The organism is Nonomuraea angiospora, assembly GCF_014873145.1.
Lineage (GTDB): Bacteria > Actinomycetota > Actinomycetes > Streptosporangiales > Streptosporangiaceae > Nonomuraea > Nonomuraea angiospora.
Genome location: NZ_JADBEK010000001.1, coordinates 7,136,835 through 7,153,091 on the forward strand (window position 1 = coordinate 7,136,835; position 16,257 = coordinate 7,153,091).

17 protein-coding genes are annotated in these 16,257 nt (G+C 68.0%); 9 read left to right on the forward strand and 8 right to left on the reverse strand.

Annotated features, from left to right (window positions below; all coding sequences use genetic code 11):
- Positions 1-36 precede the first annotated feature (36 nt).
- From H4W80_RS32300 to H4W80_RS32315, 4 genes are all read right to left on the reverse strand, one after another.
- Positions 37-396, reverse strand: a complete 360-nt coding sequence (locus H4W80_RS32300; RefSeq protein ID WP_192788529.1) for a DoxX family protein — start codon at positions 394-396, stop codon at positions 37-39.
- Positions 397-723: 327 nt separating this feature from the next.
- Positions 724-1,824: an acyl-CoA desaturase gene (locus H4W80_RS32305; RefSeq protein ID WP_192793863.1), complete on the reverse strand. Its 1,101-nt coding sequence runs from the start codon at positions 1,822-1,824 to the stop codon at positions 724-726.
- A 5-nt stretch (positions 1,825-1,829) separates the two neighbouring features.
- Positions 1,830-2,153 (reverse strand): STAS domain-containing protein, encoded by a 324-nt coding sequence (locus H4W80_RS32310; protein WP_192788530.1) that lies wholly within the window; start codon positions 2,151-2,153, stop codon positions 1,830-1,832.
- A 205-nt stretch (positions 2,154-2,358) separates the two neighbouring features.
- Positions 2,359-2,814 (reverse strand): DUF5994 family protein, encoded by a 456-nt coding sequence (locus H4W80_RS32315; protein ID WP_192788531.1) that lies wholly within the window; start codon positions 2,812-2,814, stop codon positions 2,359-2,361.
- A 288-nt stretch (positions 2,815-3,102) separates the two neighbouring features.
- On the opposite strand from H4W80_RS32315, the gene H4W80_RS32320 reads away from it, so the two are divergent.
- The 3 genes from H4W80_RS32320 (at position 3,103) to H4W80_RS32330 (ending at position 5,594) form a co-directional block, all read left to right on the forward strand.
- Positions 3,103-4,041, forward strand: a complete 939-nt coding sequence (locus tag H4W80_RS32320) for a tyrosine-type recombinase/integrase (RefSeq protein WP_192788532.1) — start codon at positions 3,103-3,105, stop codon at positions 4,039-4,041.
- 181 nt (positions 4,042-4,222) lie between these two features.
- Positions 4,223-4,483 (forward strand): hypothetical protein, encoded by a 261-nt coding sequence (locus H4W80_RS32325; RefSeq protein WP_192788533.1) that lies wholly within the window; start codon positions 4,223-4,225, stop codon positions 4,481-4,483.
- Between the two features lie 232 nt (positions 4,484-4,715).
- Positions 4,716-5,594 (forward strand): universal stress protein, encoded by an 879-nt coding sequence (locus H4W80_RS32330; protein WP_192788534.1) that lies wholly within the window; start codon positions 4,716-4,718, stop codon positions 5,592-5,594.
- 97 nt (positions 5,595-5,691) lie between these two features.
- On the opposite strand, the gene H4W80_RS32335 is transcribed toward H4W80_RS32330, so the two are convergent.
- Positions 5,692-6,594, reverse strand: coding sequence for an STAS domain-containing protein (locus tag H4W80_RS32335; RefSeq protein WP_192788535.1), 903 nt, complete (start codon positions 6,592-6,594; stop codon positions 5,692-5,694).
- Between the two features lie 472 nt (positions 6,595-7,066).
- On the opposite strand from H4W80_RS32335, the gene H4W80_RS32340 reads away from it, so the two are divergent.
- The gene (locus tag H4W80_RS32340) at positions 7,067-8,389 is read left to right on the forward strand and encodes a DUF5994 family protein (RefSeq protein WP_192788536.1); all 1,323 of its coding nucleotides are present in this window, start codon (positions 7,067-7,069) and stop codon (positions 8,387-8,389) included.
- A gap of 64 nt (positions 8,390-8,453) precedes the next feature.
- Here the strand turns inward: H4W80_RS32340 and H4W80_RS32345 are convergent, their stop codons facing one another.
- Positions 8,454-9,317 carry a sensor histidine kinase gene (locus tag H4W80_RS32345; RefSeq protein ID WP_192788537.1) on the reverse strand — a complete coding sequence of 288 codons (864 nt, stop codon included), beginning with the start codon at positions 9,315-9,317 and terminating at the stop codon, positions 8,454-8,456.
- A gap of 117 nt (positions 9,318-9,434) precedes the next feature.
- Positions 9,435-10,103, reverse strand: a complete 669-nt coding sequence (locus H4W80_RS32350; RefSeq protein ID WP_318787166.1) for an SDR family NAD(P)-dependent oxidoreductase — start codon at positions 10,101-10,103, stop codon at positions 9,435-9,437.
- A 230-nt stretch (positions 10,104-10,333) separates the two neighbouring features.
- Here H4W80_RS32350 and H4W80_RS32355 point away from each other — a divergent pair, with 230 nt between their 5' ends.
- The 4 genes from H4W80_RS32355 to H4W80_RS32370 all read left to right on the forward strand — a co-directional run bounded on the left by H4W80_RS32355 (position 10,334) and on the right by H4W80_RS32370 (position 15,293).
- Complete coding sequence (locus tag H4W80_RS32355) at positions 10,334-11,239, forward strand: helix-turn-helix transcriptional regulator (protein WP_192788538.1); 906 nt, start codon at positions 10,334-10,336, stop codon at positions 11,237-11,239.
- Positions 11,236-12,084: an SDR family NAD(P)-dependent oxidoreductase gene (locus tag H4W80_RS32360; RefSeq protein WP_192788539.1), complete on the forward strand. Its 849-nt coding sequence runs from the start codon at positions 11,236-11,238 to the stop codon at positions 12,082-12,084. The genes H4W80_RS32355 and H4W80_RS32360 overlap by 4 nt, the downstream gene beginning before the upstream one ends.
- Before the next feature lie 606 nt (positions 12,085-12,690).
- Positions 12,691-14,103: a glutamate decarboxylase gene (gene gad / locus H4W80_RS32365; RefSeq protein WP_192788540.1), complete on the forward strand. Its 1,413-nt coding sequence runs from the start codon at positions 12,691-12,693 to the stop codon at positions 14,101-14,103.
- Between the two features lie 5 nt (positions 14,104-14,108).
- The gene (locus H4W80_RS32370) at positions 14,109-15,293 is read left to right on the forward strand and encodes a cytochrome P450 (protein ID WP_192788541.1); all 1,185 of its coding nucleotides are present in this window, start codon (positions 14,109-14,111) and stop codon (positions 15,291-15,293) included.
- Between the two features lie 132 nt (positions 15,294-15,425).
- Here H4W80_RS32370 and H4W80_RS32375 read toward each other — a convergent pair whose 3' ends face one another.
- Complete coding sequence (locus H4W80_RS32375) at positions 15,426-15,659, reverse strand: tyrosine-type recombinase/integrase (protein WP_378526738.1); 234 nt, start codon at positions 15,657-15,659, stop codon at positions 15,426-15,428.
- A gap of 234 nt (positions 15,660-15,893) precedes the next feature.
- On the opposite strand from H4W80_RS32375, the gene H4W80_RS32380 reads away from it, so the two are divergent.
- Positions 15,894-16,205: a hypothetical protein gene (locus tag H4W80_RS32380; RefSeq protein ID WP_192788542.1), complete on the forward strand. Its 312-nt coding sequence runs from the start codon at positions 15,894-15,896 to the stop codon at positions 16,203-16,205.
- Positions 16,206-16,257 lie beyond the last annotated feature (52 nt).

Here is a 16,257-nt window from a genome sequence, read left to right on the forward strand (position 1 = left end):
TGGAGCGGTCCGCGCTCGCCGAGGCGCATGCGAGCTTCATGCCATGAAGCTGAAGAAGCCGACGGCGATGCAGATCAACAGCATGGCGGTGGCGTTGAGGAAGAGGTTACGGCCGAAGTCTCGGGCCGCGATGTGCATCGCGATGGCGACCATGAAGTAGAGGACGAGCGCAGCACAGGTCACGGCACCGAGGTACGGCAGCCAGATGCCCAGGATCAGACCGGCCGCGGCGGCGAACTTCAGCGGGGGCATGATCCACCAGTAACGTCGCGGCCAGTTCACGTCTTCGAAGCACTGGGCGATGAACGGAACGGGCTTGATGCACATGACGGCGTCACCGACCTGGATGATCGCTAGGACGACAACCGGCCAAACCGGATCGGGCAATGCTGACATGTCTCTCCTCGGGCAATGAATTGCTCACGATGCACTAGTACCATACCATACGGTATAGTATGGTCAGCGCAGGCCATTCAGCTTGCACGGCTACCACCAGCGATACCTGGCCGATCTGCCGGTCAGCGGACGTGGCGCGGTCGTCGAGGTGCCGGTGCGGCGACCGCCCCTCCCAAGCTCCCTTTTCGGGAAGATCATCACGGGTCGAGTGCCCGATCAAACCCTCCTCAGGCTCACAGGGGCCTGACCTGGGCGGATGTAATTATCGGCAGGCGCACAGCCGACTGGCGCCCAGCGGGCCGCCCAGCATCCGCTCACCATCACCTGTCACCCTGGCGCCTTCCTGGAGTTCCTCCCCTCACCATAGATCTCCTCTCTGTGTGGAACGAGGTTCTCTGGGGCGTGCTGACCAGGGCTAACGTCTCCCAGGCGCGCCGGGAGGGTGCCGGTGCGCAGCATGTGTTTGCCGGCCACCGTGCGTTGGTGGCCGAGGACGTCGGCGGGCTGCCAGTGCACGTTGGTGGCCCAATTCAGGCGTTCGAACAGGCTGATGAGTGCGGCGGAGGGGTCGATCTGGCGGCCGGTGCGGCCGTGCCGGGCGCAGTTGGGCTGGCTGTGGTGGCCGTTGTGCCAGCTTTCCCCGAAGGACAGCAGGGCCAGCGGCCACAGGTCGGTGGAGCGGTCGTGGCGGCGGGTTTTGTGCGGCCGCTCGCCAATCACGTGGCACAGGGAGTTGACGCTCCAGGTCACGTGCTGCAGCAGGGCGATGCGGACCAGGCCGGCCCAGATGAACGCGGTCAGCCCACCGTAGAGGCTGCCGCTGATCGCCCAGCCCGCCGCGAACGGCAGGAGCAGGGAGGCGGCGCACAAGGCGGGGAAGGCGCGCGAGATACGCAGCATGGCCGGATCGTTGCGCAGCAGGTCGGGGGCATACCGTGTGGCCGAGGTGGGTTCGCTGGAAAACAGCCAGCCCAGGTGGGCATGGGCAAGGCCGCGCAGTTGTCCGCCGGGACCGGTGCCGTAGCGGTAGGGGGAGTGCGGGTCGCCCGGCTGGTCGGTGAAGGCGTGGTGGCGGCGGTGGACGGCCACCCAGTCGATCAGCTTGCCCTGGAAGCTCATCGACCCGGCCACGGCCAGGATAACGCGTAGCCAGGGGCGGGCGGTGAAGGAGCGGTGGGTCAGCAGCCGGTGGAAGCCGACCGTCACTCCCAGCCCGGTCGCGACGTAGAAGACGGCGGCCAGCAGCAGGTCGGTGAGGGTGACCCCACGTCCCCACGCCAGCCAGATTCCGGCGCCCAGCGCGATGAACGGCGCGATGACGATCGTGGCCGTCAGCGCCACCTGCCCGGCATGGACACTGAGGCGCTGCTGGGCGTGCGGGAACGGAGATCGCCCGTCGTATGCCGCAGCCGGGGCCTGGGCGCGCATCTCGCTCACGCCACCATCGGCAGGCCGCGGTCCAGGCCGGTGGTGCGCAGCAGCCGGGACATGAACGGGCGGGGCGCCCTCAGGGCCAAGGTGATGCCCATCCGCCGGGCGCGGTGCTGGATGCCTACCAGGACGGCCAAGCCGCCGGCGTCACAGAAGGACACCTGCGACAGGTCGATGATGAGCAGGCTCGTGCTGTAGTGCAGCGTGTTCAGCAGTCGCCGGCGAAGCGCTGCGCTGCTGAAGATGTCGATCTCGCCGGACAGATGAACGGTGGTCGTACTTGATGGGTTGGCCACGCCGAGTGGCGCGGTGTCGATGACGGTCATGGAAGTCTCCTTTGGAGAAGCTGAAACGAGCTGAGATGCCTGCCGACCGGAAAGCCGGTCCGCCGCCAGAACGGGCGGTCCTGGAACCGTTCGATCCGGTCGGCAGACGCACGCGGGTCACGCCGGTGCTGACGGCCGTCTGGTGGAGGAGGGCATCTCTTGGCCGATGAGCGACCCGCCCTCGTTCTCGCAGCAGCCCGTGCCGTCAGCGGCCGTCCGCGCGCAGGGGCGCAGCGGGGTTGGGCGGCAAGCGCGCGACGGTGAGAATGTCGTCGATGCTCAAGCCGGCGGTGTCCTGGGCGGTGAGCTTGAGCGTGGCCTCGGCAGGTCCGGCGGCGGTGTCCGGCGGGATGACCAGCAGTACGACCGGCTCGCCGGCCGCGAAGATGAGAGTGATCAGGCGCGGGTCGGTGTGGCGGAACCAGCCGATGCGAACCTGACGCCCGCATGCCGGGATGCGGTGCGGGATGCTCTGCCACGCGTCGCGATGCAGGCCGATGCGCAGCGTGACTCGATCAAGCAGCCGGTCCACGGCGGCGATGAGGCCGGGTAGTTCGGCGGCCGCGTCGCGGGAGTAGGGCCACCAGGCCCCGTCCACCACGGCTCGCCGATCCAGCACCGGGTGGAGACCGAGCCGTAGCGCGGAATCGACCCGAGGCATCGCGGGCGCGGTGGAGCTGAGCGGTGCGGGTCGAGAAAGAAGTGCCGGCGTCATGGTCGCCTGACCTGTCCAGGCCCCCGAAAGGGGGGCCACGGTGAGTGATTCGCCAGAGGCGACGCGGACCTGAATGCCAACGCTCGAAAAGACCCCGGTGTCTTCACTCTACCGGCTACTTCCGGAATTCCCTAATTCCGGAAGTAGACTGGGTAGATGACTTCCGGAAACTCACCTTCAGAGCTCACGCAACCGGCCGGAGTAGCTTCCGGAAACGCAAGCCGATCGCGGGCCGTGCCGCTCTCCGCTCCCCACGCCGCCGTCCTGGCCGACTACACCGCCGCACTCGAGCACGCCCCGCTGGCCGACTCCACCAAGACCAAGTACGCCTCCCGGCTGCGCGGCTACCTGGCCTGGCTGGCCGGCCAAGCCGACGCCGGCGCCCTGAACGGCGACCCGCTCAACGACCCGGTCGCCGCCACCGGCGCGGTACGCGACTTCCGCCGCCACCTCAAAAACGGCCGCCGCGCCCCCAACACCATCGACACCTACCTGTCGGCCATCGACGACTTCTACGCCCGCCAAGGCCTCGGCAAGCCCCAAGCAGGCCGCGAACGCGACACCCGCCGCACCGCCCCCCGCACCGCCCCCCGCGCCCTGGACGCCCGGCGCGCCCGCCGCTACCTCCGCCACGTCCAGCTCACCGCATCCCCACGGGACAAGGCCATCGCCCTGCTGCCTTACTACGCGGGCCTGCGCATTTCCGAAGTCGTCGGCCTCGACCTGACCGACGTACGCCTGTCGGCCCGCAAAGGCGAACTCCGCATCCGCGGAAAAGGCCGCGACGCCGGCAAGATCCGCCTGCTGCCCGTCCACCCCGACCTGCGCCAGGCCCTGGCCGACTGGCTGGCAACTCGCACCGGCTGGAAGGGAGCCGGCACCCACACCGCGCTGTTCCTCAACCACCGCGGCGCCCGGCTGAGCGACCGCGCAGCCCGAGAGATCATCACCGGCCTCGGCGACGCCATCGGCCTGGGCGACGACCCCACCGAGCCCTTCAGCCCACACGTCCTGCGCCACACCTTCGCCACCCAGCTCATCCGCGACGGCAAGGACCCCATTCTGGTTGCCGAGTTGCTGGGGCACAGCTCGTTGGACACCACCCGCCGCTACGCCCTGCCCACGGAAGCTGACAAGGCCGCCGCCCTGGACGCTCTCATCACCGATCACTGACCGGAGCCACACCAGAGCAAACAAACCGGTTCGGAGCGGGTGGCGTGATTGTCACTCCGTATCCCAGCTTGATCGGAGGGCACCGCATCCGCGCCACAGTAGGCGAATGTGGAGGGCAGCCGCCTACAGCGTTCGACGCTGGGCAGGGGTCCCTTGCGGATTCTGGCGAAAGGAGCCGGCTGTGCCTGAGAATGTCGCACTGATCATTCGATTCCACCTGATGAGCGGCGAAGACGTCTCCGTGATGAGCGGGGACTTCGACGGAGAGCCGGAGGCGGTGGCGGCGATCGCTCATGCTATGGACGAGCGGCGCAGCCTGGTGTTGATGCGGGCGAGATATGGCCGTGAGACCGACGTGAACGGCGTAGTCGTCAACCTCGCCAACGTGGTGTCGGCGCGTGTGTCGAAGACAGCCAGCGCCGAGGCGGGCCAGTACCTGTAGCGGTGGGCTGCCACGACACGCCCTGACATTGGCCAGCCGGACGGTGTCCTCGGCGAACCTCTCACCGGAGCCCGGGCGTGGTCCGGCTGAGGTCGTCGATGAAGGCGAACATACGCCCATCAAGGGCTGATCCGATTGTTGCTACGTAAGATCGTCGCCGGGGTGACCGGAAACACCTCCGCCCACCGGCAAGCTCACGTCCGAAGCAGAAAGTTCCCTCGTGGGAGGCAGGATGAGCGATCAGGGCAACAGGCGGTCCATCCTGGTCGGCTACGACGAATCGCCGGGAAGTGAGCAGGCGTTGCGCTGGGCGGTCGAAGAGGCGCGGCTGCGTCGACTTCCCATGCTGGTCTGTCACGCTTGGCAGTGGCCATACCCTTTGCGCCCCATCAGCGAGCAGGTGCTGGTGCACCTCGAGAATATCGCCACCAACGTGGTGCACAACGGTGTCGACCACGCGCGCGGATTCGACGCCCGTGTCGAGGTCCGGCCGTTGCTGGCCAAGGGTCCGGTTTCGGCGGTGTTGTTGGATGCGGCACACGAGGCCGCGCTCGTGGTGTTGGGTTCCCGAGGGGTAGGAGGCTTCGAGGACCTGCGGGTGGGGTCAGCAGCCGTGCAGGTCCCCGCTTACAGCGTCAGGCCCGTCATTGTGGTACGGCCGGAGGAACCGGCAGGTCAGAGCAGTGTACGGGTCGTGGTCGGCATCGACGGCTCGCCCGCCAGCCAGGCGGCGTTCGCTTTCGCCCTGGAGGAGGCCGCATTGCGTGGCGGGACAGTGAGGGCCATTTGCGGCTGGTGGGATCCCGGAGCTCTGCCAGGGCCTGATCAACTTCCCTTTGTGGACGCCGCGACGATGCGCGCTGGAGCTGAGGCCCGCTTCCAGCAGGTGATGTCGGTACCGACCTCCCAGTACCCAGATGTGCCGGTGACGACCGACTTTGTGGACGAGCGTCCCCCGCGGGCGATCGTCGAAGCCGCCAAGGGCGCGTCATTGCTCGTGCTGGGAGGACACGGGCCCGGTGTGAGGTCTGGCGCCCTGTTGGGAGTGGTTACCCAGGCTGCGCTATCCGAAGTTCACTGCCCGGTGGCCGTGATCCCGTTCCCGAACTGATCCGTCCTGACTCTGCCAGAGGTCACGCCGGCCTCCGGACCGCCTTCCGAACCTCTGAGTGCCGGGCCTCTTCACCCGGTGGCAGAGAAGCCACGCTTCACACCATCGGCAGGCTGCGGTCCAGGCCGGTAATGTGCAGCAGTTTGGACATGACTGGGCGGGGCGCGGCCAGGGCCAGGGTGATACCCATGGTTCGGGCGCTGCGCTGGATGCCGACCAGGACGGCCAGGCCGGCGGCATCGCAGAATGACACCGCGGACAGATCGAGGATGAGCAGGCTCGTGCTGTACTTCAGGGTGCCCAGCAGACGCGAGCGCAGCGCCGGGCTGGTGCAGATGTCGATCTCGCCGGCGAGGCGGACAGTGGTCGGCACCGTTGGATCGGCTCTGCCGAGCGGGAAGGCGTCGGTGACGGTCACGCCATGCTCCGATCGGAGGAGAGACGCGCGTGGCTTCCGGTCGGCTTGACCGGCTCGCTGCCCGCGGGGTACGTCTTGTGGATCCTGTTCGATGACAAATCCGCCCTCGTTCTCCCAGCCGGCCGAGGCGTCGGCCTCCGGCGTGCTGGCGACGGGCTCGGCGGGCCGGTACGCGCTGAGCAAGTGCGCCGCCTGGTGAGGTCCCGCGTCGGGCGGAACAACCAACAGCGTGACGGGTTCGGTCCCCGTGACGGTCAGGACGATCAGGTGCGGATCGGCCCCACGCAAGCAGTCCACCCTGACCTCCCGGCCGCGAGCGGGGATACGGTAGGGGATGTCGTCCCAGGCATCGGCGCGCAGGCCGACGCACTGCGTGATCCGGCTCAGTCGCTGGTCGACCGCGGCAATGAGATCGGGCAGTTCGGCGGCGGCGTTGCGGGAGTAGGGCCACCACACTCCAGCTGTGGCGTCCCGCCGGTAAAGGATGGGATCAAGCCGGAGCCGGACCGCGGAGTCGATCGCGGGGTGCGTGTCGGCAACGGCGTTCAGCGGTGCGGGATTTGTAAGCAGTGCGAGGTTCATGATCGTTGGCCTGTCTGGGCCCTCTCAAAGGGCTGTCGTCTATCGCCGGGGGCGACGCCGACCTGAATGCCAACGCTCAAAAAATCCTCGGTACTTTGATTATACCGCTAGATCCCGAAATTACTTTATGCTGAATGCAAAAGCCTGTCGCTCAGGCTGCGGCGAACCGCGCGGTTCCAGGCGGGTAGATGAGCAGGCAGCCCTCCCACCTCGGTTATACCACGCGCCTGTATACGCAACACCAGTGTTGCCGCGTACCCGGAATTCTTGGACTTCCTGCCCATCACTGCTTCTCGTCCCCCCACTCACCCACCACAATCATTCACGCCCCCTACACGGATACCGCGATACGTGAGATATGGATTGGGCGGCGTATGGTGGATTCACCTGGGACATTCCGCATGTCGGCAGCCGCGTCGACGTCACCTCAGGCACAGCCGGCCTTTCACGCCGGAGACAGGCGGCACGCCAGATGCCGAACCACCATCCACCGGTCACGCCCCTCGCTCTCCAGCCGGCCCGGGTGTTCCTGGAGCCGACGCTGACCCGGGACGGAACGCTCGACGGCGCCTGGTGGCCCCACTCCACCGACCTCCAGCGCGAACTGCCCGCCCTCATCCGCATCCTCCAGGACCGGCTCGGTCCCATCCTCCGGGTCCGGCTCGACACGGCCGCATGGGACGGCATCCCTGCCCACCTGTTTGTCGACGGCCGGTTCCTGCGCGTCAGCGGCCTCCCGGCGGTACCCAACACGATCAGAGTGATCCGCGGCAACCAGGACGGCTTCCTGCTCCTGGTCATCCCACCCGACACCACCGGACCCATCGCCGCCGCCGCGATGAGAACCGCCGCACGAACAGGCAACACGTTGTCCGCGAACGAGATCCTCGCCCACTGCCACTCGGCCGCCCACGGCGGCATACCGAGCACGAGGATGCGCCGCTACCGCGACTCCGACGCAGACGCCGTGCTCGCGCTGATCGACGCCGACCGCCTGCCCGGCCAGCCTGCGTGCACGCCCGACAAGCTCGGCCAAGCCGTGTCCGGGTTGTCTCAGCGCGACCCGGCCCTTTGGGCCGATCTCGAACACTCCAGAACCGACGTGCTGGTGGATCAGGACGACCGGGTCATAGGCGCAGTGTCCTGCGCGGTGCATCACAACGACAGCACCGGGCAGATCCTGTGGTTGCACGGACGGGAGATCCTGGACGTCGTCGAGGCCCTCGTCTCCCACGCCCTGCGCGAGCTCGGCGGCAGGGACATCATCCACGCCTTCACTGCCGCGCTCGGCCTCGGGCTCGCCGCCCTGCCGACAGGCCGCCGACCCGTCACCACAAAAGTACTCGAGCGCGCCGGGTTCGCCGGACGAAACTCCTGGCGATACCTACACCGCACCACACCACGTGACCTCGATGCCATGGCATGCTCGTTGGTCGAGGTGGTCTGCAGCAAAGCTCCGCCGGGATGGTGGCTCAAAGCCCGAAATGACGACTGCTCCGCCCAACTCGTCGCCCAAGAGCCGACGGACGGCCTCGGCGTCCTGTGGTGGTTCGGGGCGGACGCCGGCCACGCCGACGAGACGCTCGAACGAGCGCTCCTCCAGGAGGCCGACGGCCTCCTGCGCAAACATGGAGCGTCGGAGATCACCCTGTACGCGGCGGGCGATCCGGAACCGGCCTGGGCACCGTTCGACGCCGGCTTCACCGAAATCGACCATCTCGTCTCCTACACCCGACGAACGTCCCCGCTGGCCGCCCGACCCGTCGCCCGGCGAAGCGCTGATCAGGGGCCCTGATACTGGACGCCGCCGCCTGGTCGGACACGGCGCGCCGGTCCCCTTGGGACAGCCACCGGCTGCCTCAGCTTTCGGGTCCCGAGGGGACCGCGAGGGGCAGTTGAACGATGAAGCAAGCCCCGCCGATAGGGGCCGGCTCGACCCATACGGTCCCGTGGTGGGCTCTGACGATTTCCCAGGTGATGGCCAGGCCGAGGCCGGTGCTGGTACTGCCATGCTGAGGGATGGTCTTGAGCCGGTACAGCCGGTCGAAGACGCGTTTCCTGTCTTTCTCCGGCACGCCGGGGCCGTCATCGCGGACCATCAGTCGCGCCATGCGGTCGCTGCGGTCGACTTGGACCTGCACCTGGTGTCTGGCGTAGCGCTGGGCGTTGTCCAGCAGGTTGGTCACGATCTCGCAGATCTGAGTGGGCATAGCCTTGACCAGCACACCGGGAGTGCAGATCACTTCAACCGGGACGGGGTCGGTCCGGACAGCGACTTCCCGCCTGACCAGCTCGCACAGGTCGATCTGTTCCCACTCTATTTCGGCGGCGCGACTGCGAGCGATCAATAGCAGATCAGTGGCCAGCGCCTCCACCCGATCCACCCCGCGTAGCACCCCTTCGAACACCCCGGAGTAGTCGACCCGGTCAGGATCGGCAAGCGCCTCTTCCACCGCGACGCGTATCCCGGCCAGTGGGGAGCGGATCTCGTGGGCGATGGTGGAGGCGAACCGCCGCTCACGGTCCAGCATGTCCAGACTCACGTTGATGTTCTCGACCAGTTGCGCTACCTGCGCCAGGTCACGCCGCTGGACGATCTGGCCGTACTCATCGCTGATGTTGATCTTAGCGAGATCACCGGAGATACTGCCCACCCGCCGCAGCATCCGGACCGTTATCCGGCCGGCCACCATGGCAGCCAGCAACCCCACCCGGTTGCGCAAGCGCCTCCCAAGACCACCGACCCAAGAACCCGCCCGGTCCAGCCCCCAACGCAGCGTTGACGTACCCATCGCATGTTCCCCCCGAGCAAGCCCCCCACAGCCAGTCTAGCTGCGGTGCTATGCGCCCCTTTTAATCCGTAGGTTCCGGGTTCGAGCCCCGGGCGCCCGCGCGGATCTCGGCGAGCATCGACTCCAGCTGCTCGATCGCCATTCTGTACGCCGGGGCGCCCAGCAGCAGGCGCTGGGGTGGGTGTCGGCGGCGAGGGCGGTGATGAGCGCCCGGGCGGCGGAGTGGGGGTCGCCGGGCTCCTTGCCGGTGTCCGCGCGGAACGCGGCACGCTGCGCGCCGGCCGTGTCGGCGTAGTCGGCGATCTCCCGCTCGGGCAGCGTCTCATGGGCGGAACGCCCGGCCCAGTCGGTGCGGAAGGGGCCGGGCTCGACGAGCAGCGTGCTGATACCCAGCGGCGCGACCTCCTGGCGCAAGGAGTCGGTCAGGCCCTCGACGGCGAACTTGGTAGCGGCGAAGTAGCCGATGCCGGCGTTGTTGACCAGGACGTCGATGCCGCCGAACCGCTCCTGGGCCGTGGTGACGGCGGCGCGGACCTGTCCGGGGTCGGTGACGTCCAGCGGCAGGGCCAAGGCCCGGCCGGGTGCCGCCTCGGCAAGGTCCTTGATCTGCTCGACGTTGCGGGCGGTGATCACTGCCTGGTCTCCGTGGGCCAGAACGGCCTGAGCGAGGGAGCGGCCGAAGCCGGTGGAGCAGCCAGTGATGAGCCAGGTCTTCACGATGCGAAGTTCCTTTCGTGCGGCGGCGCGCGAGGCGTCGCCAGGTCGGTCGGTTCGGGTGCGGTCCGGGTGCCGCGGGGCGATCGGGTGCCGCTCTTCCACGACATCACCGGCCAGGGGCGGGGCAAGGGCCGGTAGCGGGGGAGGACTGTCCTGGTCAACGGCTTCCTAGGACGCGGCGACCCAGGCTCGTGGCGTTCCGCGGCACGGTCGGCGGGGAGCATGGAGGTATGGCACGAAATGTGGACCTGAGTGAGTTTCTGCGCCGCTGCCGTGCCCGGATCAGCCCGAAGTCGGCGGGCCTGCCCGAGCGCGGTGCCTACCGGCGGGTGCCGGGCCTGCGGCGCGAGGAGGTCGCTCAGCTGGCCGGGGTGAGCACCGACTACTACACGCGGCTGGAGCAGGGGCGGCAGATCAGCCCCACGCCCGGGGTGCTGGAGGCGATCGCGGGCGCGCTGGGCATGGACGACGCCGAGCGGGCTCACCTGTTCGACCTCGTGCGGCCCCAGCCCGCCGCCCGCCGGAGCCCGCCGCAGGTGCAGAAGGTCCGCTCCGGGCTGCATCGGTTCCTGGATTCCCTCACCGACCAGGCCGCCTTCGTCCTGGGGCGGCGCGGCGACGTCCTGGCCGCCAATCGGCTGGCCAAGGCGCTGCTGGCCGGCGCCATGCCCTACCGGGAGCGGAACCTCACACGGTGGATCATCCTCGACCCCGCGGCCCGCGACCTGTACGTCGACTGGGAGAAGATCGCCTCGGAGATGACCGCGATCCTCCGCCTGGACGCCGGCCGCCACCCCGACGACACCCGCACCGCCGAACTGGTGGGTGAGCTGTCGATGAAGAGCGAGCACTTCCGCCGTTGGTGGGCCGACCACAAGGTCCTTAACCGCAGCTTCGGCACCAAACGGTTCCGCCACCCCGTCGTCGGGCCGCTGAGCATCGACTACCAGGCATTCACCATGCCCGGCACCGACGACCAGACCCTCTTCGTCTACCTGCCGACCGACGACCAGTCCTCTCAGGACGCCTGGCGCCTTCTGGCCAGCTGGGCCGCAGATCCCCTTCCCCGGCCCGCAGCCGATCAGGCCGCTGCCGACCCGGTCGATCCCGCACACGACCCCAGGAGCACCTCATGAGCACCAACCACCGCAATTCCGGCCGCCCTCTCGCCCTGGTGACCGGCGCGTCCGCAGGTATCGGCTACCAGCTGGCCCTGCTGTTCGCCCGCAACGGCTACGACCTGGTCGCAACCGGCCGCAGCGACAGCATCGACCGCGCCGCCGCCGACTTCGAACAGCACGGCGCCCACGTCGTTCCCGTCCGGGCCGACCTGTCCGAACGCGACGGCGTCCAAGTGGTGTGGCAGGCCGTCCAAGACACCGGCCGACCGCTGGAAGCAGCTGTGCTCAACGCCGGGCGCAGCATCGGCGGCGCGTTCCTCGACACCGATCTGGACGACGAACTCGACCTGCTCGCCCTCAACGTCACCTCCGTCGTCGCGCTCGCCAAACCGGTCGCGCGGCACATGGCCGACCACGGCAACGGCAAAATCCTCATCACCTCGTCCCTCTCGGCGACGCTGCCCACCCCGTACGAGACCGTCTACGGACCCTCCCGCGCGTTCACGTACATGTTCGCCGAGGCACTGCGCCAAGAGATGAAGGACCGCGCGCCCGGCGTCACCGTCACCGCGCTGCTGCCCGGCGCCACCGACAGCGACTTCCACGCCCGCGCCGGAATGGGCAACACCGCCTTCGGCCCCGGCGCCAAGAAGAACAGCCGCATCCAGGTCGCCGCCCAGGGCTACCGCGCCCTCATGGCCGGCAAAGACCACGTCATCGGCGGAGACCTGCGCACGAAACTCACCGCCCTGACCAACCGGCCGCTTCCCGAACCCTTCAAAGCCGCCCGCCACGCCCGCAAGGCCCAGCCCCGCGACACCGCGCCCCGGCAACGCGACACCGCCACGGCCTCTCGCTGACCGGCCGCGGCCCGGGCCCTTCTCGATGGGCGTCATCTCCAAAAATCCGGTTCAGTGCATAGCCTTCAAAAATCACCTATCGAAAGATCGTTGGACTGTTCAACAATCTGGAGGTCGCGTCGGCGTTGCCGCTGGCAATGCGCTCGGGCCGGTGCAGCGACGGACCCGGGGCTACGAGGGCGAGGTGGGGCGGAACCTGACCCCCTCCACCTTGTCCCCCAGCTCGATCATCAGGTTCCTGGCCTGCTGTTCAGCTTGAGCACGCAGGAACTCACCCCAGGCTGGTCCCGCGCGTCGCGGCGCTGGGTCAACGCCGGCCTTCCCAGAGCGGCGAGTGCCTCGGCGATCCGCCGCTAACCCCACTGCGGATTCTCCCCGAGCCAGACGAAGTACCAAGGTCCAGATGGTGGCGCGGGGGCGTGCCAGCGCAACAGCATGCCCGGCGTCACGAACAACTGCCGACGACCCGCTGGAGACGGCCGAGTTTCGGGCACCCACACGCTCACCCACGTGGACGTCAGCGCGGCCACAATATTGACTCTTAGTAAACAATTGCCTACCGTGAGTGTTTGACGTGGCGTAAAGCTCTTTCGAGGGGTGAAGCTCATGCTCAGACGAGTCGAATCCGACCGGTGGCAAGAATCACTCGATGTCAATCCCCTTTACAACGGGCTGGTGCCGGAAGGCGGCGTGCCCCGGTTCAAGATGCCGGCCAGCCCGATGAATCCCACAGCGGCCCAGGCGCTCATCCGCGACGAACTCCTGCTCGACGGCAACGCCCGGCTCAACCTGGCCACCTTCTGCACGACCTGGATGGAGCCCCAGGCCCGCGAACTCATCGCCGAAACCCTCGACCGCAACCTCGTCGACCACGACCAGTACCCGCAGACGGCCGACATCGAGGCGCGCTGCGTCAACATGCTCGATCACCTGTGGAGCGACCCGAACGGCTCCAGCGTCGGCTGTTCCACGGGCGGCTCCAGTGAGGCGGCCATGCTCGGGGCGCTGGCGATGAAGTTCCAGTGGCGCGAGCGGCGCCGGGCGGCCGGGCTGTCCACCGCCAACCCCAACCTCGTGATGGGCACTGCCGTCCACACCTGCTGGCCGAAGTTCTGCCAGTACTGGGACGTGGAGCCGCGCTGGATACCGATCGAGGAGCCGGCCTTCACCTTGAACCCGGCCCGGCTCGGCGAATTCTGTGACGACAACACCATCGGCGTCATCGGCGTGCTCGGCTCCACGCAATGCGGCAAGTACGACCCGATCGAGCAGATGTCGGCCGAGCTGGACCGGCTGGAGGCCGAGCGCGGGCTGAGAATACCGCTGCACGTGGACGCGGCCGTGGGCGGCTTCATCACCCCGTTCCTGGAACCCGACAGGGTGTGGGACTTCCGGCTTCCCCGGGTGCAGTCGATCAACACCTCGGGGCACAAGTTCGGTCTGGTGTACCCCGGCGTCGGCTGGATCGTCTGGCAGGAGCCGGACGCCCTGCCGCAGGACCTGGTGCTCTCCTGCGACCTGCTCGGCGGCAACATCGACACCTTCACGCTCAACTTCTCCCGCTCCGGCGCCCCGGTCGTCGCGCAGTACTACAACTTCCTTCGGCTCGGCTTCGAGGGCTACCGGGCCGTCCAGCAGACCTGCCGGGACGTGGCGACCTACCTCGGTGAGGAGATCGCGAAACTCCCCGAGCTCTCGCTCATCGCCGACGGCTCGGAACTGCCGGTGCTCGCCGTGCGGACCGCCCCCGGCTACGACGGTTTCACCGTCTTCGACCTGGCCGCCCGGCTGAAGATGCACGGCTGGCAGGCCCCGACGTACTACCTGCCGCCCGACCTGGAGCACATAGCCGTCATCCGCTTCGTCATCCGCAACGGCTTCAGCCAGGACATCGCCGCCAAACTGCTGGCGAACGTGCGCACCGAGGTGGAGCACCTGCGCGACAATCCGGTTCCGCGCCCTCGCCGCGGCGGCGACGAGGCGGCCGCCGAGCAGCCGGGTGTGCCGACGGGAAGGTGACGTCGATGAACGACTTCGCCGCGTCCATCACCTTCGACCAGCTCGGCAGTGACCCCTATCCGATCTTCGCCAGGCTCCGCCGCGAAGCGCCGGTCGTCCTGCTGCCGAAGCTCGACCTGTGGATGGTCACCCGCTGGGATGACGTGCGCCAGGTCCTCAGTGCCTACGAGTCGTACACCAGCGCCTTCCCCTCGCTGGCCACGCAGATATTCGGGGAACGGTCCGTACTCAAGGTTGAGGGCGACGCCCACGCCGATCTGCGAGCCGCCGTTGACACGCGATTCGCCCACGAACGCATCGAACGGGCCACCACACTCACCCGCGAGGCCGCACGGCCGTACGCCAGCGAGCTCAGCAGCCGGGACGAGCTGATGTCCAGCTACTTCGAACCCGCCGCGAGCACCGCCCTCGCCCGTTTCATCGGCCTGCCGGACGTGGACACCGACACGCTCATACGCTGGGCCCGCAACCTCAGCGCCGGGATGAGCAACTTCACGGCGGACCCGGCCGTACACGAACAGGCGATGGCCGCCGCCACCGAGATCCGCCAGACGATCGAGCCCTTCGCCCGGCAGGCCACAGACCAGCCCGATGGCTCAGTCCTGTCACAGCTGCTCCACAGCGGCTGCCCGGCCGATACCGTCCGATCCGCCGAGGACATCATGCCCACCTTCATCGAGATCCTCTCGGCGTTCCTGGAACCGGCGGCCGGCGCCGGGCTCACGCTGCTCGCGCTGCTCCAGCACCCCACGCAAATGCAGGCCATCCGCGATGACCCGCGCCTGATCCGCAAGGCCGTCCACGAAACGCTGCGCTGGCTGTCGCCAAACGGCGCGCTCAGCCGCCGCGCGACCAAAGACGTGCTCCTCGCCGGACAGATCATCCCCGCCGGAGCGAACGTCATGGCGGCCATCTCCTCGGCAGGCCGGGACGAGAGCATCTTCACCGACCCAGACACCTTCGACATCAACCGGGACCCCTTCCCCAACCTGGGCCTCGGATACTCCCGCCACGCATGCCTCGCCGCCCCAGTCGTCGGTGCCATCATCGCGGCCCTGCTGGACGTGCTACTCGAGCATCACCCACGGCTCTCCCTGGACCCCGAACAGCCGCACAACGTGCACGGCTGGAAATTCCGCGTGCTGACGAACCTGCATGTCCGCATCGGCGATCCGGCCGGTGGAAGCTGAGTGCAGAAATTGGCGGTAGCGACCTGCGACTTCTTCGCTCGAGCCCCGGGCGCCCTACCACCTCCACCTGCAGCTTCCGGCGATTCTGTAGCCGAGTCGTCTGATCGTGAGTCACGGTGAGACACCTGTGAGTCACGTGCCGGCGCGTGCGTTGTTCACCTTGCGGGTGGTCTTGCGGGCTGCTTGGAGAACAAGCCGGGCGGTGGCCCGGGCGCTGTCGTGATACAGCTGGGGCAGCACCGACGTGTACGTATCGGCGGTGAGCGCGATGCCGGCATGTCCGAGTAGGCCCTGCACCACACGGAGGTCAGCTCCTGCTGCCAGGGCCAGCGTCGCCGCTCCATGCCTCAAGTCATGCAGCCGCACCGGGGGAAGACCGCTGGCCAGGACCAGCTTGTGGGAAGCGGTAGCTGAGGTAGTCGGCATCGATCGCAGCGCGCAGTATGACGCGGGGGCGGTGCTTGGCTGGTGAATGTGTCGACGTAGGCCCTGGCAAGCATGACGGGCGTCGGTCACACAACCATGCTACATACAGTAAGTAGTCATTTCATTACTCATCGTAGATGCTGGGTGGGTAGTTTCTTACGGAAAGGACCCGCCATGCGCTCCATCCCCGCCTTGCTGGCCGTCGCCGCCACGACCCTCGCACTCACCGCCACCCCGGCCTCCGCCGCACCCGGCAACGTCTACGTCCGGGACCGCTACGGCATGCCCGGCAGCAACCTGAGGACGTTCCAGAACCCGAACCCCTACGAATGCCACGACCTCGGCCAGAGCCTCTACGACGTGTATAACAGCACCGAGGGCCCTATCGGCTTCTTCAAGGAGCCGGGGTGCGGGGGGTATATGCAGTTCCTGCCCCCCGGGGAGAGGGTCACGGACGTCTTCGCCTCCTTCTTGGCGCTGAGCTGACCACCGCCGTCCCTGCTCGCGCGGCCCTCCTGCAGCCTCGCCCCGGGCGGGC